At 72.1% G+C, this 20,809-nt stretch carries 20 protein-coding genes; 12 read left to right on the top strand and 8 right to left on the bottom strand.

What is annotated here, in order from left to right:
* Positions 1-3: 3 nt before the first annotated feature.
* The 5 genes from fliN to ACO0E0_RS07665 all read right to left on the bottom strand — a co-directional run bounded on the left by fliN (position 4) and on the right by ACO0E0_RS07665 (position 3,955).
* Positions 4-717 (bottom strand): flagellar motor switch protein FliN, encoded by a 714-nt coding sequence (gene fliN / locus ACO0E0_RS07685; protein ID WP_422870813.1) that lies wholly within the window; start codon positions 715-717, stop codon positions 4-6.
* Complete coding sequence (locus tag ACO0E0_RS07680) at positions 714-1,673, bottom strand: flagellar motor switch protein FliM (RefSeq protein ID WP_422870812.1); 960 nt, start codon at positions 1,671-1,673, stop codon at positions 714-716. The genes fliN and ACO0E0_RS07680 overlap by 4 nt, the downstream gene beginning before the upstream one ends.
* 97 nt (positions 1,674-1,770) lie before the next feature.
* On the bottom strand, positions 1,771-2,787 hold the full coding sequence (locus ACO0E0_RS07675; RefSeq protein ID WP_422870811.1) for an OmpA/MotB family protein: 1,017 nt from the start codon (positions 2,785-2,787) through the stop codon (positions 1,771-1,773).
* Positions 2,784-3,620, bottom strand: a complete 837-nt coding sequence (locus tag ACO0E0_RS07670) for a motility protein A (protein WP_422870810.1) — start codon at positions 3,618-3,620, stop codon at positions 2,784-2,786. The genes ACO0E0_RS07675 and ACO0E0_RS07670 overlap by 4 nt, the downstream gene beginning before the upstream one ends.
* Before the next feature lie 2 nt (positions 3,621-3,622).
* Positions 3,623-3,955, bottom strand: a complete 333-nt coding sequence (locus ACO0E0_RS07665; RefSeq protein WP_422870809.1) for a flagellar FlbD family protein — start codon at positions 3,953-3,955, stop codon at positions 3,623-3,625.
* Between the two features lie 347 nt (positions 3,956-4,302).
* Between ACO0E0_RS07665 and ACO0E0_RS07660 the strand changes: the two genes are divergently transcribed.
* The 4 genes from ACO0E0_RS07660 to ACO0E0_RS07645 are packed head-to-tail and all read left to right on the top strand — an operon-like array spanning position 4,303 to position 9,351.
* Positions 4,303-5,388: an NAD-dependent epimerase/dehydratase family protein gene (locus tag ACO0E0_RS07660; RefSeq protein WP_422870808.1), complete on the top strand. Its 1,086-nt coding sequence runs from the start codon at positions 4,303-4,305 to the stop codon at positions 5,386-5,388.
* 11 nt (positions 5,389-5,399) lie between these two features.
* Positions 5,400-6,797 carry a UDP-glucose dehydrogenase family protein gene (locus tag ACO0E0_RS07655; protein WP_422870807.1) on the top strand — a complete coding sequence of 466 codons (1,398 nt, stop codon included), beginning with the start codon at positions 5,400-5,402 and terminating at the stop codon, positions 6,795-6,797.
* The gene (locus tag ACO0E0_RS07650; RefSeq protein WP_422870806.1) at positions 6,794-7,912 is read left to right on the top strand and encodes an NAD-dependent epimerase/dehydratase family protein; all 1,119 of its coding nucleotides are present in this window, start codon (positions 6,794-6,796) and stop codon (positions 7,910-7,912) included. The genes ACO0E0_RS07655 and ACO0E0_RS07650 overlap by 4 nt, the downstream gene beginning before the upstream one ends.
* Entirely contained in the window at positions 7,909-9,351 is a 1,443-nt protein-coding gene (locus tag ACO0E0_RS07645) for a glycosyltransferase family 2 protein (RefSeq protein ID WP_422870805.1), read from the top strand. Before ACO0E0_RS07650 ends, ACO0E0_RS07645 begins: the two co-directional genes overlap by 4 nt.
* A gap of 61 nt (positions 9,352-9,412) precedes the next feature.
* Here ACO0E0_RS07645 and ACO0E0_RS07640 read toward each other — a convergent pair whose 3' ends face one another.
* The 3 genes from ACO0E0_RS07640 to ACO0E0_RS07630 all read right to left on the bottom strand — a co-directional run bounded on the left by ACO0E0_RS07640 (position 9,413) and on the right by ACO0E0_RS07630 (position 12,125).
* Positions 9,413-10,738, bottom strand: a complete 1,326-nt coding sequence (locus ACO0E0_RS07640) for a right-handed parallel beta-helix repeat-containing protein (RefSeq protein ID WP_422870804.1) — start codon at positions 10,736-10,738, stop codon at positions 9,413-9,415.
* A 73-nt stretch (positions 10,739-10,811) separates the two neighbouring features.
* Positions 10,812-11,420 (bottom strand): hypothetical protein, encoded by a 609-nt coding sequence (locus ACO0E0_RS07635; protein WP_422870803.1) that lies wholly within the window; start codon positions 11,418-11,420, stop codon positions 10,812-10,814.
* Positions 11,421-11,681: 261 nt separating this feature from the next.
* On the bottom strand, positions 11,682-12,125 hold the full coding sequence (locus ACO0E0_RS07630) for a COX15/CtaA family protein (protein ID WP_422870802.1): 444 nt from the start codon (positions 12,123-12,125) through the stop codon (positions 11,682-11,684).
* A 120-nt stretch (positions 12,126-12,245) separates the two neighbouring features.
* Between ACO0E0_RS07630 and ACO0E0_RS07625 the strand changes: the two genes are divergently transcribed.
* The 8 genes from ACO0E0_RS07625 (at position 12,246) to ACO0E0_RS07590 (ending at position 20,779) form a co-directional block, all read left to right on the top strand.
* Positions 12,246-12,947: a response regulator transcription factor gene (locus ACO0E0_RS07625; protein ID WP_422870801.1), complete on the top strand. Its 702-nt coding sequence runs from the start codon at positions 12,246-12,248 to the stop codon at positions 12,945-12,947.
* A 26-nt stretch (positions 12,948-12,973) separates the two neighbouring features.
* A complete protein-coding gene (locus ACO0E0_RS07620; protein ID WP_422870800.1) occupies positions 12,974-14,455 on the top strand; it encodes a sensor histidine kinase in 1,482 nt (493 codons plus the stop codon).
* Between the two features lie 142 nt (positions 14,456-14,597).
* Positions 14,598-16,055, top strand: a complete 1,458-nt coding sequence (locus tag ACO0E0_RS07615) for a ferredoxin reductase family protein (RefSeq protein ID WP_422870799.1) — start codon at positions 14,598-14,600, stop codon at positions 16,053-16,055.
* Positions 16,052-16,582, top strand: a complete 531-nt coding sequence (locus ACO0E0_RS07610) for an FMN-binding protein (protein WP_422870798.1) — start codon at positions 16,052-16,054, stop codon at positions 16,580-16,582. Before ACO0E0_RS07615 ends, ACO0E0_RS07610 begins: the two co-directional genes overlap by 4 nt.
* A complete protein-coding gene (locus ACO0E0_RS07605; RefSeq protein ID WP_422870797.1) occupies positions 16,579-17,361 on the top strand; it encodes an FAD:protein FMN transferase in 783 nt (260 codons plus the stop codon). Before ACO0E0_RS07610 ends, ACO0E0_RS07605 begins: the two co-directional genes overlap by 4 nt.
* A 48-nt stretch (positions 17,362-17,409) precedes the next feature.
* Positions 17,410-18,825: an efflux RND transporter periplasmic adaptor subunit gene (locus tag ACO0E0_RS07600; protein WP_422870796.1), complete on the top strand. Its 1,416-nt coding sequence runs from the start codon at positions 17,410-17,412 to the stop codon at positions 18,823-18,825.
* Positions 18,822-19,580 carry an ABC transporter ATP-binding protein gene (locus tag ACO0E0_RS07595; protein ID WP_422870795.1) on the top strand — a complete coding sequence of 253 codons (759 nt, stop codon included), beginning with the start codon at positions 18,822-18,824 and terminating at the stop codon, positions 19,578-19,580. Before ACO0E0_RS07600 ends, ACO0E0_RS07595 begins: the two co-directional genes overlap by 4 nt.
* Entirely contained in the window at positions 19,577-20,779 is a 1,203-nt protein-coding gene (locus tag ACO0E0_RS07590) for an ABC transporter permease (RefSeq protein WP_422870794.1), read from the top strand. The genes ACO0E0_RS07595 and ACO0E0_RS07590 overlap by 4 nt, the downstream gene beginning before the upstream one ends.
* Positions 20,780-20,809 lie beyond the last annotated feature (30 nt).

Genomic DNA, 20,809 nt, shown 5'->3' with positions numbered 1-20,809 from the left:
GGACTAGTTCCCCTCGGCGACGTCGAGGATCTGGGTGATGCGGACCGCGTAGTCCTGGTCGACGACGACGACCTCGCCGTGCGCGATGAGCCGGCCGTTGAGGAGCACGTCGGCGGGGGCGCCGGCGCTGCGGTCGAGCTCGACGACCGCACCGGGCTCGAGACCGAGGACGTCCCGGACCGACATCCGGGTGTGCCCGATCTCGACGGTGAGGGTCATCTCGACGTTGTTGATGCGTCCGAGGTTGCCCGCGATGCTCCCCGGCGCGTAGGTCACGGGACCGCCGGTGATCGCCGCCGCCTCGCGGACGCGGACCGCGAACCAGCCGGCGGGGACCCCACCGGCGGTGAGCTCGAACACGACCGTCGCGGCGTCGAGGAACAGCGAGGCGGCGCTGTCCCGGGTGGCCTCGCCGAGGACGCCCGCGCCGAGCATCGCCGCGGCGGACTCGAGCGCCGGACGGAGCACGTCCGTGACGGAGACGAGGGACGAGTCGGTGCCGCCGGCCGCGGCGACGGACCCGAGGTCGACGAGGACGAGCGCGAGGTCGGCCGAGAGCGCACCGACGAAGGACGCGACGACGGCGTCACCGGCGTGTGCGGCGGCGGTCGTGGCGGCGTCGTGGGCGACGGCGACCGCGTGCAGCGGGGCCGGGGTCGGGAGCTGCCCGACGAGTGCCTCCGCAGCCGCGGTCTGGAGGGTGATGGTGGCGGTCATCGTGACCTCTCGGAGTTCGTGGTGGTGCCGGCGGGGTCGGACGTGACGACGATGCCGGCGAGGCGGGACCCGTTCGCACCGACGGCAGCGGTGCCGATCGGCTCGCCGTCGACGGTGATCGTGAGGGGACGGTGCTGCGGGTGCGGGAGTGCCACGACGTCACCGACGGCGAGGCCGAGCACCGCCGCGGGCAGGACGTCGGCGGGTGCGAGCCGCAGGGAGACGCCGACCGGGACGTTCGCGAGCTGCGCGTCGAGGAGGTCCCGCGCGTGCGCAGCGGAGATCGTCGGCGTGGTCTCACCGAGCTGCGGGAGCAGGACCTCGGCCGGGATCGCCAAGGTGCCGGGCGCGACCCGCTCGCCGACGCGGATCGCGAAGGTCGCGACGATCATCAGGTCGCTCTTCGCCGCGGCCTGCGCGAACTGCGAGTTGTACTGGAACGAGCCCACGCTGATCTGCTGCACGAGGAGCGACCCGAGCGAGTAGCGGAGGTCGTCGAGGGCGTCGTCGACGAGCTTGCGGATCAGGGCCTGCTCGATGACCGTGAAGGTGCGTTCCGGGGTCGGGAGCGGCCGCGGCGCGCCGAGTGCATGGCTGACCCAGGTCAGGGCGGCGTCGAGCGGGAACTGGATGACGGCCTTCGGCACGGCGCCTTCGACGGGCAGCAGGATCATCCCGGTGAGGGGCGGGAGCGACGCGGCGTACTCGTCGTAGGTCAGCATCGCGAGCTGCTCGCAGGTCACCTGGGAGAGCACACGCACCTTCGCGGTGAGCTGCGTGCCCCACTGGCGCGCGAACGTCTCGAAGGCGAGTTCGAGCGCCCGGGAGTGCTCGCGCGCGAGCGTCGTCGGGCGGCGGAAGTCGTAAACCTCGACCGCCCGGGGGTCGTGACGGCGGTCTCCACCCGCGGGGACGACGGACGTCGGGTCGACGCGCGTGGGGAGGAGGTCGGTCACGACGGGCACTATCGGCCCGTGGCGGAGCGCCCGTTAGCCGTGACCCCCCTACTGGGTCCACGGCGGATCCGGATGGATCTCCTCGGTCCTCGCCCGGTCAGTCGCCCGCCGTCCCCGCCGCGCTGCCGACGGCCGTCCCGGTCGTGGACCCGGCCGCGGCCGCCGTCGCCGCGTCCTGGGCCGCGGCGATCTTCGGCATGAGCGCGCTGACGTCCTCGCCGGCCGAGGAGAGCACCACGATGTCCACCCGACGGTTCAGCGCGAGTGCCGCGTCGTCGGTGCCCTGCGACAGCGGACGACTCGACCCGAACCCGACGCTCTGGATGTGGTCCGCCGGCATCCCGCCCCGCTCGACCAGGTCGCGGAGCACGCCGGTCGCCCGGGCCGACGACAGCTCCCAGTTCGTCGCGTACGGGGCGGTCGAGTTCCGCTGGTCGGCGTGGCCCTCGACGCTGACGTCGTGCCCGGAGCCCTGGAGCACCGGTGCGATCGCGTTCATGATCGTCTTGGCGTCGGCGGACAGGTCCGCGCTGTTCGTGCCGAAGTACGTCTCGCTCCCGACCAGCCGGACGGTGAGGCCCCGGGCGTCGAGCTGGAACTGCACGCTCGACGTCTTGCCCTCGGCCGCCAGGTTCTTCGCGATGGCGTCCTGGATCGCGCGCAGTGCGTCGAGTTCCTTCGTGGCCTTCGCGATGTCGGACTTGCTCGCCGCCGGGATCGTGATCGACGTCGGGTCCGACGTCGTCGTGCTCGCCGCGTCGGCACCGTTCGCGTTCGAGTGGGCGGTGCCGTCGGCGGCACTGGAGTGCTCGGCGTCGGTCTTCGACACCGAGTAGCCCTTGCCGTTCTTCTTCGTCACCTGGTCCGGCGGGACGATGGTGCCGCTCGCCGTGTCGACCTTCTGCGACTGCGTCTGCCCGAAGCCGGTCGCGAGGGAGTTCTTCAGTGCGATGAACTTCTGCTGGTCCACCGTCGACATCGCGAAGAGCACGATGAACATGCACATGAGGACGGTGATCATGTCCATGTAGGACGCCATCCACCGCTCGTCCGGGTGCTCGTCCTCGTCGTGGCCGGCCTTCTTCCGGCCGTGGCCGCGTGCGCCGCTCATCATGCGGCCAGCTGCTCGTCGGCGGCGGCGTCCTTCTTCGACTTCTTGCCGCCCTTGGCGGGGGCGCCGTCGGCTCCGGCCTTGCCGAGCGCGGTCGGCGGGACCATCGCGCGGAGCCGCTCGCCGAGCAGTCGCGGCTGCGACCCGGCCTGGACCGCGAGCAGCCCCTCCATGAGGAGCGTCTGGCGCGCCACCTCGAGGTCGCTGAGCTTCTTCAGCCGTGTCCCGATCGGGAGCCACATGAAGTTCGCGCTGAGGAGACCCCAGAGGGTCGCGACGAACGCGCTCGCGATGAGCGGACCGAGCTCGTCGGGCTTCGAGAGGTTCTCGAGCACGTGGGTCAGCGAGACCACGGTGCCGATGATGCCGACGGTCGGAGCGTAGCCGCCGAGGCCCATGAAGAACTTGCTCGCGGTGCGGAGCGTCGAGGCGTTCGACTCGATCTCGTCCTCGAGCAGGATCCGGAGCTCCTCGCCGTCGGTGCCGTCGGCGATGTTCTGCAGCGCCTTCTTCGTGAACGGGTCGTCGTGCTTGTCGGCCTCCTGTTCGAGGGCCAGCAGCCCGTTCGAACGCGCGGTCTCGGCGAGTCCGACGACGTCGTCGATGACCTTCTGCGGGGGTGTGACCTTGCCGGTGAAGGCCGTGGGGAGCGCCTTGAAGTTGGCGATCGCGTCCTTCAGCGTGGTGCCCGCGATGCCGACCGCGAGCGTCGCGCCGAACACCAGGATCATGGGGGCGGGGATGATGAGTCCGCCGATGGAGACGTGCTCCATCGTGATCATCCCGAACAGTGCGCCGAAGGCGAGCAGGATGCCGATGATGGTCGCCGGGTCCATGGTCAGGACCTCCCGTCGGCGGCGTCGCGGGCAGCGTCCCGGACGTCCGAGAGCTCGGCGACGGGTGCGAGGACGGGCTGCGGTCCGGTCATCCCCGGGGCGGCGAAGTGGCCGGCGCCGGACGCCGAGGCGACGTCGGGCTCGCTGTAGGCGAGGGACACGATCCGGGCGCGGTACTGGGCGATGAGGTCGATGACCTCGGCCATGGTCTCGGTCACGATGTACTTCGCGCCGTCGACCATGATCAGCGTGGTGTCCGGGGACTCCTGGATGCGCTCCACGAGGTCCGGGTTGACAGCGAATCTGCTGTCGTTGAGTCGCGTGACGACGATCATCGGCCCGTCCTAGGTCTGGTTCCCCGCCACCATCCGTGGGGCGGGAGCGCCGCTCGTCCTGAGCGGCTACGAGGCACTATCGGCCGGTGACGGGAGGCCGTTAGCACCGGACACCGGATCGTCGCGCCCCGGCCGGGCGAGGCTGCGGATTTCACGCTTGTTACGGTTCGCTGTGCTGTTCCCGAATTCGCCGGGTCCCCCCTTTGGGGGACGGATATCGTCCTGCTACGCGAGCCACTGTCAGTTTCCCCCCGCTCGATCCCGCGAGCTGACCGACACCAGGCCGCTCCTCGGCGTGCCCGTTCCCCGACGGATCCACGCGTTCCCTCTTCCCGAAAAGAGTCTCAATGCACGTTCTCGTGGCCGGCGGTGCCGGCTTCCTCGGCTCGCACCTCTGCGAAGCACTCCTGGCCCGTGGCGACGAGGTCACCTGTGTGGACAACCTCGTCACCGGGCGTCGGGAGAACCTCGCCCAAGCCCTCACACACCCGCGGTTCCACCTCGTCGTGGCCGACGTCATCGACGCGGACGCGCTCGGGACGGCCACGCGCGGGACGCACGTCGACGCAGTGGCGCACCTGGCGAGTGCCGCGTCACCGCCCGACTACCACCGGCTCCCCCTCGAGACCCTCCTCGTCGGGAGCCGCGGGACCGAGAACCTCCTCGAACTCGCCGACCGCGACGGCGCACGCTTCGTCCTCGCGTCGACGAGCGAGATCTACGGCGACCCGCACGTGCACCCGCAGCGCGAGGACTACTGGGGGAACGTCAACCCGAACGGCCCGCGGAGCGTCTACGACGAGGCGAAGCGGTACGCCGAGGCCGTGACGAGCGCCTACCGCCGGACCCGGCACACCAACGCCGGGATCGTCCGCATCTTCAACACCTACGGACCACGGATGCGCGCCGCGGACGGACGGGTGGTCACCTCGTTCATCGCCCAGGCGCTGAACGGCGACGCCCTCACGATCTACGGCGACGGCACCCAGACGCGGAGCTTCTGCTACGTCGACGACCTCATCCGCGGCCTCGTCGCGATGATCGACTCCGACGAGCTCGGCCCGGTCAACATCGGCAACCCGGCCGAACGGACCGTCGCGAGCCTCGCCGAGCTGATCATCGCGCTCTCGGACTCCCGTTCCGAGATCGAGTACTTCCCGCTGCCGGTCGACGACCCCACGCGCCGGCGGCCCGACATCACGCTCGCCGCGAGCCTGTTCGACTGGGCACCGCAGGTCGGCATCCTCGAGGGGCTGAAGCGGACGATCGCGTCCTTCCGGTCCCGCCTCGACGAGGTCCGCGACGCCGCGCCGCAGCTCGTGGGCGGCCAGCCGGACGGGCAGGACACGCCCGCCCTCCGCGCCGACACGCACGCCCGGGAGCCGGAGTCGAACCCGGTCTTCGCCATCCACTCCACCGAGTCCGCGGCCTGAGGGGGACGACCATGAAGATCACCGTCATCGGGACCGGGTACCTCGGCGCCGTCCACGCCGCCGGCATGGCCGCACTCGGGCACGACGTCCTCGGCGTCGACACCGACCCGGAGAAGATCGCCCGTCTGCGCGACGGCGACGCACCCTTCTTCGAGCCGGGACTCCCCGAACTCCTCCGCCGCTCCGTCTCGGCCGGGTCCCTCCGGTTCACGACGTCCCTCGACGAGGCGGCGGCGTTCGGCGAGGTGCACTTCGTCTGCGTCGGCACCCCGCAGCTCGCCGGGTCCGACCGGGCCGACCTGCGCTTCGTCGACGCCGTCGTCGCCGGACTCGCGTCGCGGATGACCGCACCGGGACTCATCGTCGGCAAGTCGACGGTGCCGGTCGGGACCGCGCGACGACTGGCCCAGCTCGTCCGGGACGCCGCCCGACCCGGCGTGGACATCGACCTCGCCTGGAATCCCGAGTTCCTCCGTGAGGGCTTCGCCGTCGAGGACACCCTGCATCCGGACCGACTCGTGTTCGGGACGGACACGGCGGCCGCGGCCGAAGTCCTCCGTCGGGTCTACGAGCCGGTGCTCGAGAGCGGGACGCCCCTGTTCGTCACCGACCTCGAGACCGCCGAGCTCGTCAAGGTCGCCGCCAACTCGTTCCTCGCGATGAAGATCTCCTTCATCAACGCGATGGCCGAGGTCTGCGAGACCGTCGGGGCGGACGTCGCGACGCTGGCGGACGCGATCGGCCACGACGCCCGGATCGGACGTCGCTTCCTGAACGCCGGCGTCGGGTTCGGCGGCGGTTGCCTCGGTAAGGACATCCGCGCGTTCCGCGCCCGCGGCGAGGAGCTCGGCGTCGGCGACGCCCTGACGTTCCTCCGCGAGGCAGACCGCATCAACGACCGCCGTCGGCAGCGTGTGGTCGACCTGGCGGTCGAGGCACTCGGTGGCCGGCTCGACGGTCGTCGCGTGGGCGTCCTCGGTGCCGCCTTCAAGCCGAACAGCGACGACGTCCGCGACTCGCCCGCCCTGCACGTGGCGCGGGAGCTGCACCGTCTCGGCGCCGAGGTCACGGTCCACGACCCGGCTGCGATCGAGAACGCCCGCCGTGCCGCCCCGGAACTGCGGTACTCGCACTCGGTCGCCGACACGGCCGGCGACGCCGACCTCGTCGTGCACCTGACCGAGTGGGCCGAGTACCGCGAGTTCGACCCGGCCCTCCTCGGGACCGCGACCACGGCCTCCCCCACCGCCACCCGGACCGTGATCGACGCCCGGAACGGGCTCGACTCCGCGGTCTGGAACGCGGCCGGGTGGGACGTCCTCACCCTCGGTCGGCCACCGGCTCCCGCCTGGTCCACCACATCCATCGACGAACCGGCCGCCACCCAGGCCGAGAAGGCAGCAGCATGAACATCCTCGTCACCGGCGGAGCCGGCTTCATCGGATCTCACGTCGTCGACATCCTGCTCGAGCAGGGCCACACCGTCCGCGTCTACGACAAGATGGTCGAGCAGGTCCACGGCGGCAACGGCCCGCGGTACGTCTCCGACGACGCCGAGTTCATGTCCGGCGACATGAACGACCGCGCCGGACTCGAACGCGCGCTCGACGGCATCGACCAGGTCGTGCACCTGGCCGCCGAGGTCGGCGTCGGCCAGTCCATGTACGAGATCTCCCGGTACGTCGACGCGAACACGGGCGGGACCGCACTGCTCCTCGACGTGCTCGTGAACGGCGACTTCGCGGTCGAGAAGATCGTCGTCGCGTCGTCGATGTCGATCTACGGCGAAGGCTCCTACGAGTGCGTCGACCACGGGCCGATCGCACCCCGGCTGCGCTCCGAGGCCCAACTCCAGGCGCGCGAGTGGGAGCCCCGGTGCACGGTCTGCGGCAAGGCGCTCGCCCCGGTGCCGACGAGCGAGACCAAGCCGCTGTTCCCGACGTCGGTCTACGCGATCTCGAAGATGGACCAGGAGCTCCTCGTGCTCTCGGTCGGCGCCGCCTACGGCATCGACGTCACGGCGGTGCGGTACTTCAACGCCTACGGACCCCGCCAGGCGCTCTCGAACCCGTACACCGGCGTCGCCGCGATCTTCAGCGGACGGCTGCTGAACGGGCAGCCCCCGATCGTCATGGAGGACGGGAACCAGAAGCGCGACTTCATCCACGTCAAGGACGTGGCGCGGGCCACGGTCCTGGCGCTCACCGCCCCGGACGCCAACGGCAAGGCGATCAACATCGGCATCGGCGACCCGATCAGCATCGCCGAGGTCGCGACGATCCTCGCCGACGCACTCGGCCGACCCGACATCGAACCGATCATCACGGGCGAGTACCGCGCCGGCGACATCCGGCACTGCTGGGCCGACCCGACCCTCGCCAAGGAGGTCCTCGGGTTCGAGCCGGAGTACCGCTTCCGTGAGGACGGGGTGCGCGAGCTCGTCGCGTGGGTGTCGGACCAGACCGCCGAGGACAAGGTCGCCGCAGCGAACGACGAGCTGAAGAAGCGGGGCCTCACGGTATGACGCAGGACCCCCTCGACTGGATCCTGCTCGCGGTCCAGCTCGTCTACCTCGTCGGCATCCTCGTCACGATCTGGTTCTACACGCTCCCGGTGAACCTCGTCGACCGGACCGCGGAGCCGAGGGCGCTCCCGAAGATCGTGCTGTTCTACCCGGTGCTCCGGGAGCTGGAACAGACGATGCGGACCACGTTCACCGGCATGGCGGCCGCGAAGTACCCGCCGGAGCTGCTCCGCGTCATCGCGATCCCCAACGCGAACGACGGCGAGACGATCGAGTCGCTCGATCGGCTCGCGACGGAGTTCCCGTTCCTCGAGGTCCTCGCGGTGCCGCCGACCACCGACGCGTCGTGGGACGCGGTGTGGCGCGCGTGGGACGAGAACCCGAAGGCGTACTGGTGGCACCTCGACAAGCGTCGCGGCGACCGTGCCCTGCCGCCGAAGAAGACCCGGCAGCTCATCTGGGCGATGTACCAGGTCGCCCCCGGGAACGAGGACGCGCTCCTGTCCTACATCGACGCCGACAGCGCGGTCCCGGAGGACTACTGGCGGACGGCCGCGGTGGGCATGGAGTCGTACGACGTCGTGCAGAACACGAACATCACCGGGAACCTCCTCGGGACCTGGCCGGCGTCCTTCTACGGCATGGACCACATCGCGTGGGACTCGTCGCTGTACAAGCACATGTCGGCGGACGGCAAGCACCCGTTCTACGTGCTCGGGAAGGGGCTGTTCTTCCGGTTCAGCGACCTGCTCGAGGTCGGCGGCTTCCACCCGTGGCTGACGATCGAGGACCCCGAGATCGGCATGCGCATGTGGACGAACGGCAGACGTCTCGGCGTCGTCGAGTCGCCCCTGGTCGAGGAGGTGCCCGCGACGTGGGCGCAGGGCGTCACGCAGCGGAAGCGCTGGGTCGCCGGGTTCTTCCAGAGCCTGTCGAAGCCGCTCGTCCGCATGGGGATGACACCCGGGCAACGGTTCCGGGCACGACTCAACTTCGTGCCGTGCCTGTCGCTCGCCTTCAACCCCATCGGGTTCGCGGTGGGCGCATGGGCCATCGTCGACGTGTCGCGAGGCGGGGTGCTCTCCCCGGTGACCGCGATCGTGTCCGCGTTCACGATGCTGCTCGCCCTCGGTCTGCTGCTCCGCGGCATGCGCCAGGCGCTGGTCATGTCCCGCCCGGTCCTGCCAAGGCTCCGCGACCGCGTCGGGTACATGCTCCGGGTCAACCTGGTGTTCATGCTCGGCTACTGGCTCTGGTGGCTGCTGCCGCTCGCCAAGGGGTTCTCCATGTACGTCCGGGACACCGGGCTCGTGTGGGAACGCACCGAGAAGCGGGACGCGAACAACGAGCTCATCCGCGGCGGCGTCACACCCGTCACGACCTCGACGCACACCGCGGCGCACCGGGCGAGCGAGGACGTGGAGGCCACCGCGAGCTGACGCGGACCACCCGCCGGCACCCCGGCACCACCCGAGCAGCGTGCGCCGTCGCGACGCCCCGTCATCGACGCGGGAGCGCCCCGACGGCCACGCTGTTGCCCGTCTGCTGCCCGAGACCGAGGGCCTGGTACCCGGTCTGTCCCGGGACGCGCGCCACGAGCGTCTGGACCGAGGGCTTGAGCGCGCTGAGCGCGGGACCGGCCGCGAGTGCGGTCGCCGACATCCCACCGGAGAACATCCGGACACCGACGGGTCGGAGGCTCTGGTTGCCCGCCGGGACGACGTCCGTGCCGCCCACGACGGTGTTGCCCCGCACCGACTGGGCGGTCCGGTCGAACGCGCGCGCGGTGTTCGTCGGTGCGATGAGGTTGTTCGCGATCACGACACCGTTCTGCGGGTCCCGGGTGTCGAGCTGCAGGTCGACCTCGGTCGAGCCGGTGATCGCCGGGCTCTTGGTCCGGAGGTTGCCGACGAGCGTGTTGTTCACGACGTCGATGTCCTTCGAGTTGAAGACGTGCACGCCACGACCGCCGCAGGCCACGATGACGTTCCCCTCGATGAGGCCGCGCTTCCGGTAGGGGCGGACCGAGGGGTTCAGCGAGTTCGCGACGGCGAGCGAGTCCGGGCTGATGCCGTTCCCGTCGGTGACGAACCCCAGCCCGCCCGGTGTGTAGGGGACCGTGCAGACGACGTCGTAGACGTAGTTCCCGACCGCGCGGTAGCCGTACCGTCCGTCGATCGTCCCGACGCCGAGGTCCTCGCCGCCGTAGAAGCTGATGCCGGACGTGTTGTTCGGCGAGTACCGGGACGTGCCGTGCACGGTGTTGAAGAACACGTCCACGCCGTCCCACCCACCGCCGGGGAGGACCTGCCCCTCGTAGGTGCTCTGCGCCTGCCAGAAGCAGTTGATGCCGCCGCCCGGGAAGTCGTGCACGACGCAGTCCCACACCGAGATCCGCCGCGATCCTCGGAACACCGCGATGCCGGACGGGTTCGTGTCCGGTGACGTCTGCGATCCGCGGACCTCGAAGCCGACGACGGCGACGTACGCCGACTGCTGGACGTCGATCCCGTCGGTCCAGCGGCTCCCTCCCGACGATGCGATCGGGGTCGACACGTCGATGACCGGCCGCGCGCCGACCGCGCCCTCGATGGTGATCCACGCGGTCGGAGTGCCCTGTCGGCCGTAGATCGAGACGTAGCCGTAGGTGCCGCTCGCCACGGAGATCCGGTCCCCGGCACGCGCCGCGTCGACGGCCGACTGGATCGTCCGCTTCGGCGACGACGCGGACGTCCCGCCGTTGCCGTCGGACCCCGTCGGCGACACGTAGAGCGTCCGGGCACCGCTCGGGTGCGCGGCTCGGAAGAGGGCGCGGATGTTCAGCACGGTCGGGTCTCCGATGTCGTGGTACGTCGACGAGGGATGGTCGAGGGCCGCGTCGTCGCGGGGTGTGCTCGCATCATGCCAGGATCTCGATGCGTTCGAGCGACACGTCGTCGAGACCGTCGCGGAGCCCGGCCAGGGCGAACCGGTCGCCGGGACCGGGCGATCCCGTGCCGTGCCGGTGTCCTGTCACCACCGCCCGACCGGAACGGATGCGCGCCGCCCCGACCACGATGGTGCTCCGTCGCCCGCCGGACGTCCGGAAGGTCAGCCGCGCCGGTTCGGAGCCGTCGGCACCGGCTGCGTCGAGCAGGGTCCGGACGAGCACGCCCGGCCCGGAGGACGCCGTGCCCGACCCGGAGAACGCCGCGCCCACTGTGCCCGCCGTGCCCGCTGCCGCGGCTCCCGCGCCCGTGCATGCGCCGCACGGTTCGCACTCGACCACCCCGTCGTCGGCGAACAACGCGAGGTCCGCCACCGTCACGGCGACCGACGTCGTCCCGCGGACGACCTCGAGCCCGTCCTGCGGGAGGCCGACGGTGCTGGCGGTGGTCGCGTCGTCGGACTCGGAGATGACGGACCGCCGGCCGGACACCGTGTACGCGGTCGCACCGGCCCCGGCGAGGACGACCCCGGCTCCGACACCGGCGCGCAGGAGCGATCGTCGTGAGAGCGTCTCGGGCATCGGGCCACACCATCCGGGGCGGGCTCACTGACCGGAGCACCCCGCCCGGATCCATCACCGTCCCGGAGACGACTCTCGCTGCGACCGGGCCGTCCCACCACGACCCAGTTCGAGTGCGACGCGAACGGGGGACCCCCGACGACGCGGTGAGTGAGCAGCAATCGTCGGCCGGCAACACGCCACCCGACGATCGCTCACTCACCGCGCGAACGGCACCCGGGCCGCACCGGAACGGCACCCGGGCCGCGCCGGGACCGCTGCTCAGGCGCGGCGGAGCGCCGCACTCCGCACCGACAGCCACACCGCGAGTCCGTAGATCACGAACGCGAGCACGACGTGGAAGGGGGTGACCCAGTCCATGCCGAGCGTGGTGATCGCGTGCCCGAGCAGCCACTGCACGACCGCACCGACGAACAGCAGACCGGCCATGACCGCCGTGCCGCGCGCGTCGAGACGAGCGAACGCCACGATGGCGGCGAGCAGGGCGAACACCATGATCGGGTAGGCGAGGTACCCGTGCACGTCGGTCCAGACCTCCCGCGCGCCGTTCGGCAGGCCGTCGGTGATGAACTCCCCCGCGGTCAGCGACTGCAGGAAGATGAACAGCACGGTGAGGCCGACGAGGATCGCGAAGGCTCGGCGGGGCCCGCTCGGGGTGGTGGTCGGTCGGCGGTCGTCGGCTCGGGACGGGGTCGATGCGGTCATGCCGCCACGCTATGCGCGCCCTCGTCCGGCGCTCCGGCGTCGATCACTCGAGACCTCACACGAACGCGCCGGGCACCCGGGACGACCGTCGGGGCCACCCCGATGGTGTTGAGTGAGGGCATGGCGCACATCCTGGTCGTCGAGGACGACCACGAGATGGGCTCGCTCGTCGAAGCGGGCCTCGTCGGCGAGGGGCACACCGTCACCCTCGTGCACGACGGCGTCGCCGCGCTCGTCAGTGTCGGCTCCGAGGACTTCGACGCGGCCGCGGTCGACGTCATGCTCCCGGAGATGAGCGGGTTCGAGGTCTGCCGCCGCATCCGTGAGATGGGCGGGACGTTCCCCGTCGTGCTCGTCACGGCGCGGGACGCGGTCGACGACCGGGTGTTCGGCCTCGACTCCGGCGCCGACGACTACCTGACGAAGCCGTTCGCCCTCGCCGAGCTGAACGCACGCATCCGGGCGCACCTCCGCCGGCAGGCGGCGGGTGCGTCGACGATCGTGCAGTCCGGCGCCGTGCGGCTCGACACGATCGCCGTGCGGGCGACGGTGCACGGTCGGGACCTCCCGCTCAGCGTCAAGGAGTTCTCGCTCCTCCGGTTCCTGATCCAGGGCGCCCCCGAGGTCCGCTCGCGCGCCGAGGTCCTCGACGACGTCTGGGGTTCGGCCGCGCACTTCGACCCGACGATCGTCGACCAGTACGTCAGCTACGTGCGGCGGAAGCTCGCCGCCGCGGACGCGGACGTCGCCATCGTCACGGTCCGTGGCATCGGGTACCGCCTGGAGGCCCGGGTGACGCGCCCGGGGACGCCCGGCTCGTGAGGGCGGTGCGGTCGTTGTCGATCCGCATGCGGATCACCCTCGGCAGTCTGCTCGTCGGCGCGTTCGTGCTCGGTGCGGTCGCGGTCGTCCTCCACCTGCAGATCCGGGCCGAGACGCGGGGCACCGAGGTCTCCCTGGCGACGAGCGACATCGCACCGTTCCTCGCCGACCTCCGGGACAACCCCGACGAGCAGCCCGATGCGCCCTCGGCAGGCGTGCTCGTGGCCGTCCAGGCGCCCGACGGATCGCTCCTCGTCGACACGCTCCCCCACGACGTCCGCCGTGGGCTCCCCGGGGCGTCCAGCGCCGACGGGACGGGACCCGGGTCCGGGTCCGGGTCCGGACAGCACGGTCACGAGCCCGGTGACGGCTCCCCGTCGCGGAACCCGCAGGGCTCGCCCGCGGACGGGGTCCCGGTGGGACTGTCCACGACGGACGGCCGGACGATCTACCGGACCCAGGCCGACGGCGCGGTCTTCAGCGTCGTCGGCGAGCGCCTGCGGACCTCGGAGGGCACGTTCGTCGTCTGGGCCGCCCGCAACGGTGCGGCGGGCGAGCTCACCCTGGCGGCCGTCGACCGTTCGCTCTGGATCGGTACCGTCGTCGCGCTGGCGGCGTTCGCCGGCTCGGCCTGGCTCCTGACCTCCCTGGCGCTCCGGCCGGTCGCGCGGATGCGCCGCGCGGCCGAGGACCTCAGCACCGGAGCCGCGGTCGGCGACCTGCCGGTCGGCCGGACCGACGACGAGATCGCCGCCCTCGCGACGACGCTGAACGCGTTCCTGGCACGGCAGCGGGCGAGTGCGGAGCACGAACGGCAGATGATGTCGGACGCGAGTCACGAGCTCAGGACGCCGCTCGCCGTCCTGACGAACCGCCTCGAACTCGCGCACCGGTCGTTCGGCGACGCGGTGGCGCTCGAGCGGGACGTCCGGATCGTCGAGACCGACGTGCACCGCCTCGCCACGCTGACCGCGACCCTCCTCGAGCTCTCCCGCCTCGACGAGACGGCGGTGACGCCCCGGACGACGGAGGGCACGGCGAGCGCCGCGTCGGACCTGGTGTCCGAGCTCATGGGCGCGGTCGACCGCGGTCGTGCGGGCACCGGTGTCGCGGACGTCGGCGTGGACTTCGACGTCGCGGTCCCGGATCCGGAGGTTCGCTACGCGGTGTCGGCCGCGGCGTTCGGCCGGGTCGTCGACAACCTCGTGACGAACGCGACGACGTTCAGTCCCGAGGGCGGCTCCGTCCGGGTCCGTCTCGGGCAGATGGAGGACGAGGTGCTCGTCCTGACGGTCGCGGACGACGGGCCGGGGGTGCCGGAGTCGTTCCTGCCCGTGGCGTTCGACCGGTTCACACGGGCCGACGAGTCGCGGCGTCGGGTCCGCGGCGGCAGCGGCCTCGGACTCTCGCTCGTCCGGGCGATCGCGACGAGCGCGGGTGGCCGCGCCGAGCTCCGCAACTCCCCCGACGGCGGTGCGGTCGCGACCGTGTCGTTCCCTCGCGGCTGATCGGCCGCGGCGCGCGCCGATCGCGTGCGTTCTCGAACAGAACTGCCGCCCGGTTCAGTGCTCGTCCAAAGGACGACTCGGGATGCTGTGACTCCACTGATCGGGAGCCGAGTGCCCCGACCTCGTCCGAGAGGAGCACGCGATGACGGACCAAACGACCCGGCCGCTGCCGCGATCCGCGTCACCGGCTCCGCGCCTCCCGTCCGTGCCGTCGGAGACGCTGGAGCGCGCCGCGGCGCGTCGTCGGCGCGACCACCGGCGTCGCTCGGCCGCGTCCGACGCGCTCGGCGTGCTCGCCTGGGCATCGGCCGCGATGGCGGTCGCGCTCTACCTGGCCTCCCCCGGGTCGCACGCGATCTCGGGCGTCGCCGGCTGGCTGACGGCCGCCGGGATCGTCGCCGGGCTCGTCGCCGCCGACCTGTGCCTCGTGATGATCGTCCTCGCCGCCCGTGTCCCGCTCGTCGACCGGGTGTTCGGCAACGACGTGGCGATCGCCCAGCACCGGGCACTCGGCAAGCCGGTGCTGTACCTGCTGCTCGCGCACGGTGCGCTGCTGACGCTCGGCTACGGGCTGTCGGACCGCTCGAACCCGGTGGCGGAGACGATCTCGCTGTTCAGGAGCGGCTCGGACATGGTGCTGGCGTACGTGTCGCTCGGGCTGTTCCTCGCGGTCGTGGTCACGAGCGTCGTGTCCGTGCGGCGGCACTTCGCCTACGAGGCGTGGCAGGTGGTGCACCTGCTCAGCTACGTCGCGGTCGGCGTCGCCCTGCCGCACATGCTGAGCACCGGGAGCGTCCTCGGCTCCGGGACGTGGCAGCGTGCGTACTGGATCGGGCTGTACTCCGTCTCGCTCGGGCTGATCGCGCTGTTCCGGTTCGTCATGCCCGTCGTCGTCACGCTGCGGCACCGGATCCGGGTGGTCGGTGTCGAGCCGATCGCGCCCGGGGTCGTCTCGATCCACCTCGCGGGCCGTGACCTCGACCGGTTGGGCGTCCGGGGCGGGCAGTACGGCGTCTGGCGGTTCTGGACGACACGGACCTGGTACCACGCGCACCCGGTCTCGTTCTCGGCCGTCCCGACGGACCGGGGCGCGCGGATCACCGTGCGCGACCTCGGTGCGGGGTCGGCCCGGCTCGGCCGCATCCGACCGGGTGCGGCCGTCTCGCTCGAGGGTCCGTACGGGCTCTTCACCACCCGGGCACGGACGGCGCCCTACCTGGCACTCATCGCGTCCGGGATCGGCGTCACCCCGGTGCGGTCCCTGCTCGAGGACACCGACCTCCGTCCCGGCGAGGCGACCGTGCTCCTCCGCGGCTCGGACGCCGACCAGCAGTACCTCTGGCCGGAGGTCGCCGACCTCGCCGAGCGGTCCGGCAGCACGCTGTTCGGGATGGTCGGTCCTCGAGCGCGGAGCCGGGACAGCTGGATGACCGAGGAGGACCTCCGCCGCGGCGTCTCGCTCCACTCGGCGTTCCCGCACCTGCTGCACTCCGACGTCTACGTCTGTGGACCGCGGGCGTGGAGCGACCTCGTGGTCGAGGAGGCCCGTCGCGCCGGCGTCCCGGAGCACCAGATCCACCAGGAGAGGTTCGAGTCGTGAAGCCACGCGTCGTCGTCGGCGGGGTGCTGTCCTCCGTCGCACTGCTCGCCATCGGCTGGCAGCTCGGGGTGCAGCCCGCCGTCGACACACCGTCGGCCGCCGGTTCCGCGGGCGGCGGCAGCGGGACGGGAGGGACGACGAGCGGTTCCGGGACGGGAGGGACGACCAGCGGTTCCGGGACCTCCGGGACCGGGACCTCCGGGACCGGCACCTCCGGGACCGGGACCTCCGGCTCGGCGTCCTCGGGCGTCTCCGGCACCTTCGACGGCGCTGCGACCGAGACGCGCTACGGAGCGGTCCAGGTCGCGATCGTCGTCAAGGACGGCACCATCACGGACGTCACGGCACTCCGACTCACCGACCACGACGGACGCTCCGTCGCGATCAGCAACCAGGCCGCTCCGATACTCCGACAGGAGGCGCTGGCGGCGCAGTCCGCGGACATCCAGGCCGTCTCCGGTGCGACCTACACGAGCGAGGGGTACACGACCTCGCTGCAGTCGGCGATCGACGAGGCCGGACTGTGACGGTCCGCACGTTCGGGACGATGGGCACCGTGGTGAGCCTGCGGTTCCCGGGCGGCTCCCTGACGGACGACGACGTCGCGGAGGTCGAGCGCGTGTTCACGTCCTCCGACCGGACCTACAGCCTCTGGGACGACGCCTCCCCGCTCAGTGCCGTGGCGCGCGGCGAGCTCCGCCTCACCGACACCGACCCCGCGGTCCGCGATGTGTACGCGCTCGCGCTCGCGTGGCGTCGACGCACCGACGGGGCCTTCACACCGCACCGTCCCGACGGGGTCGTCGACCTGTCGGGCGTGGTGAAGGCCCTCGCCATGCGCGATGCCGGTGCGGTCCTCGACCGTCGCGCCGACGACTGGCTCCTGGCGGGCGGCGGCGACGTGCTCGCGCGCGGCGTCCACGAGGGCTCGCCGTGGACGGTCGGGGTCGTCGACCCGGACCGACGCGATGCACTCGCTGCGTGCCTCCCGCTCGGCTCGCCCCGGCGCGCGGTCGCGACGTCCGGGGTCGCCGAACGCGGCGAACACATCTGGACCCGCGGTGCGGTGACGTTCGCGCAGGTGACGGTCGCCGCGGACGACATCGTCACCGCCGACGTCCTCGCGACCGCGATCATGGCGGGCGACCACGCGGACCTCGACCGTCTCGCCGATCGGTTCCCGGTCGACGTCCTGGCGTTCGGGCGCGACGGGTCCGCGGTCGCCACCCCCGGCGCGCGTCCCTGGCTCCGACGGGTGCCGTGCACGCCCCGCTCGACGTTCCCTCAGGCGACTCCTGCCGTTTGATACGAAGTCCCGAGGAGACCGAGAGACCACCGGCACACGCTGTGCCATGTGAACACCAGACAACGCATCATCACGATCGCCGCGATCGGCGGTGCCGTCGTCCTCGCGGGCGGAGCCGTCGCCACCGCGGTCGTCCTCCCGGCCGCGGGCGCCGGCACCGCGGCACAGCTCACCGGGACGATCGAGCAGGGGACGGTGTCCGCGACGGTGAGCACGACCGGGTCGCTCGCCCCCGTGTCCGAGACCGCCGTCGGCTTCGCCGTGCCCGGGACGGTGAGCGCCGTGGACGTGACGCTCGGGCAGACGGTCACCGCGGGTCAGACGATCGCGACGGTCAGCACGACCGCGCTGCAGAAAACCCTCACGGACGACGAGTCGACCCTGTCCGACGACCAGGCCGCCCTGGCAGACGCGGAGTCCGAGCTCGCGACGGCCCAGACGAGCACGACGGCCGTCGCCACGCGGACCGCGTCCGGGTCGTCTGCGACGTCGGGTGCTCCGGGCGCCTCGGGGTCCACGAGCACGCAGAGCGTGGCCGGGGCCCAGTCGACGGTGCTGACGGACGAGGAGCGCGTCACCACCGACGAGACCGCCGTCGCCACCGCGCAGTCCGGAGTCGACGACGCCACCCTGACGGCTCCCACCGCGGGCGAGGTCGTCGCCGTCGGCGCGTCGGTCGGGCAGACCGTGTCGGCGACCGGCACCACCACGGACACCTCGGTCGGCGCCACCACCGCGAGCACCAGCGCGTCGGGCGCATCCGGGTCGGGCGCATCCGGGTCGGGCGGGAGTGGGAGCAGCAGCAGCGGTTCGTCCGCAGCGGGCTCGTCGTCGGTCGTGACGATCGCGGACACCGCCCAGGACGTCGTCACCACCGACGTCCCCGAGGCCGACGTCGCCGCTCTCACGGTCGGCCAGACCGCGGCCGTCACGTTCCCGGCGGCGACCGGGACGACGGCCACCGGCAAGGTGACCGCCATCGCGCCGACCGGCACGACGTCGGACGGCCTCGTGGAGTTCCCGGTCACCGTCACCCTCGCGGCGATCCCGGCCGGCGTGCGCTACGGCGAGACGGCCGACGTGGCCGTCACCACCGCCTCCAGTGCCGCGGACGCCCTGTACGTGCCGGCGGCGGCGATCCACACGACCGCGACCGGGCACGACGTCGAGGTCGTCGCCGCGGACGGGTCGATCCGCGACGTCGCGGTCACCGTCGGCGAGGTCGGCACCGTCGGCACGCAGATCTCCGGGCGCGGCATCCGCGCCGGGGAGCGGATCTCGCTCGGCAGCGTGTCGGCGTCCACCGGCGACACGACCGGCACCGGTACCCGGGGCGGTGGCTTCGGCACCGGGCTCGGTGGGACCGGGGCTGGGCGTGGTGGCTACGGCGGCGGGGCGTCCGGGACGGGCGGGGGCCGGACGTCCGGGGCGTCCGGCAGCGGGGCGTCCGGCGGCGGGCGGTGAACGCTGTGACGGAGGGGCTCGCCGGCAGCGCGCCCCGGACCCCGGCGATCGAGCTCGTCGGCGTCCACCAGGTGTACGGCACGGGGGACGGCACCGTCCATGCGCTCCGCGGGATCGACCTGGTCGTGCAGGACGGCGAGTACGTCGCGGTGATGGGCCCGTCCGGGTCCGGCAAGTCGACGCTCATGAACATCCTCGGCTGCCTCGACGTCCCCACCGACGGCCGGTACCGGCTCGGCGGCACGGACGTCGCCGCGGTGTCGGACGACGCAATCGCGCGGATCCGGAACCGCGAACTCGGCTTCGTGTTCCAGTCGTTCAACCTCGTCCAGCGGATGACCGCCGTCGCGAACGTCGCACTGCCGCTCGCCTACGCCGGTGTCGGCCGCCGCGACCGCACGGAGCGTGCCCTCGCAGCGCTCGACCGGGTGGGACTCGCCGATCGCGCCGACCATCAGCCGCAGGCACTGTCCGGCGGACAGCAGCAGCGTGTCGCGATCGCCCGGGCACTCGTCACCGAGCCGACCCTGGTCCTCGCCGACGAGCCCACCGGCAACCTGGACAGCACCGCGACCGCCGAGGTGCTCGACCTCCTCGATTCCCTCGTCGCCGAGCGCCGGACGATCGTCGTCATCACGCACGAGGACGACGTCGCCGAACGCGCCCACCGGGTGCTCACCCTCGCCGACGGACGGATCACCGCCGACCGGCCGGGCACGACAGGGCGCTCCGCACACCTGGCGGGTGCCCGATGAGGCCGGGCGAGGTCCTGCTGAGCGCGCTGCAGGGCATCACCGCGAACAAGCTCCGTTCCGCGCTCACCATGCTCGGTGTGCTCATCGGCGTCGCAGCGGTCATCCTGCTCCTGGCGATCGGGAACGGTTCGGCGCAGCAGGTCGACGCGTCCATCGACGCCCTCGGGACGAACACGCTCACCGTCCGCCCGGAGACCGCCGGCGCCGGCGGCGGGTCCGCGACCGACGCGACCGCCACCCGGCCGATCACGCTCGCGACGGCGGACCAGCTCGGGCACGCCGGCCTCGGCGACGTCCGCGACGTCGTCCCCGAGGCCACCACCGACCAGACCGTCGCCGCGGGCACCGCGTCCGAGACCGGCATCCAGGTGATCGGGTCCTCGCCCGCCTACCTCTCGGTGAGCACGGCGAAGCTCGCCGAGGGGGTGTCGTTCCCGGCCGGGTCCGCGCACGACGTCGTCATCGGCCCGGAACTCGCCGAGGACCTGTTCGGGACCACGTCACCGATCGGGCGGACCGTCACGGTCGGCGGCTCGACGTTCACCGTGACGGGCGAACTCGCCGAGCAGACCAGCGTCGGGTTCACCGACCCGAACACCGAGGTCGTCGCACCCATCGGGGCGGTGCAGGAGCAGTTCACCGGCTACGGGTCCCTCTCCGGCCTGCTGGTGTCGGCGAGGTCGCCCGAGGTGGTCCCGGCCGCCGAGGGCGAGACGTCGGTCGAGCTCGACCAGCTCACCGGCGCCACCGCCGCGGACGCCCCGTTCACCGTCACCAGTCCGAGCACCCTCCTCCAGACGCGGCAGCAGAGCGCCGAGAGCTTCACCGTCCTGCTCGGAGCGGTCGCGGCGATCAGCCTGCTCGTCGGCGGCATCGGGGTCACGAACGTGATGCTCGTCACGGTCACCGAGCGCACCCGCGAGATCGGGATCCGCAAGGCGATCGGCGCGACGCGGCGCGCCGTCCTCGGTCAGTTCCTCGCCGAGGCGGCATGTCTGACCATCGCCGGCGGGGTCCTCGGCGTGGTCGTCGCCGTGCTCCTCGCGCGGTTCCCGGTGGACGGCACCGACCCGGTCCTCGTCGTGTCGAGCATCCCGCTCGCGCTCGGCGTCTCCGTCGCGATCGGGTTGTTCTTCGGCGTCTACCCAGCGGCCCGCGCCGCGCGCATGCGTCCGATCCAGGCGCTCCGCACCGTCTGACCAGTCACAACCACCCCTCCCCAGGAACGA

It is taken from the genome of Curtobacterium phyllosphaerae (genome assembly GCF_049341865.1).
Lineage (GTDB): Bacteria > Actinomycetota > Actinomycetes > Actinomycetales > Microbacteriaceae > Curtobacterium > Curtobacterium phyllosphaerae.
The sequence above is the reverse complement of the archived record's forward strand: the minus strand, read 5'-3'. Positions and strand labels throughout refer to the sequence as shown.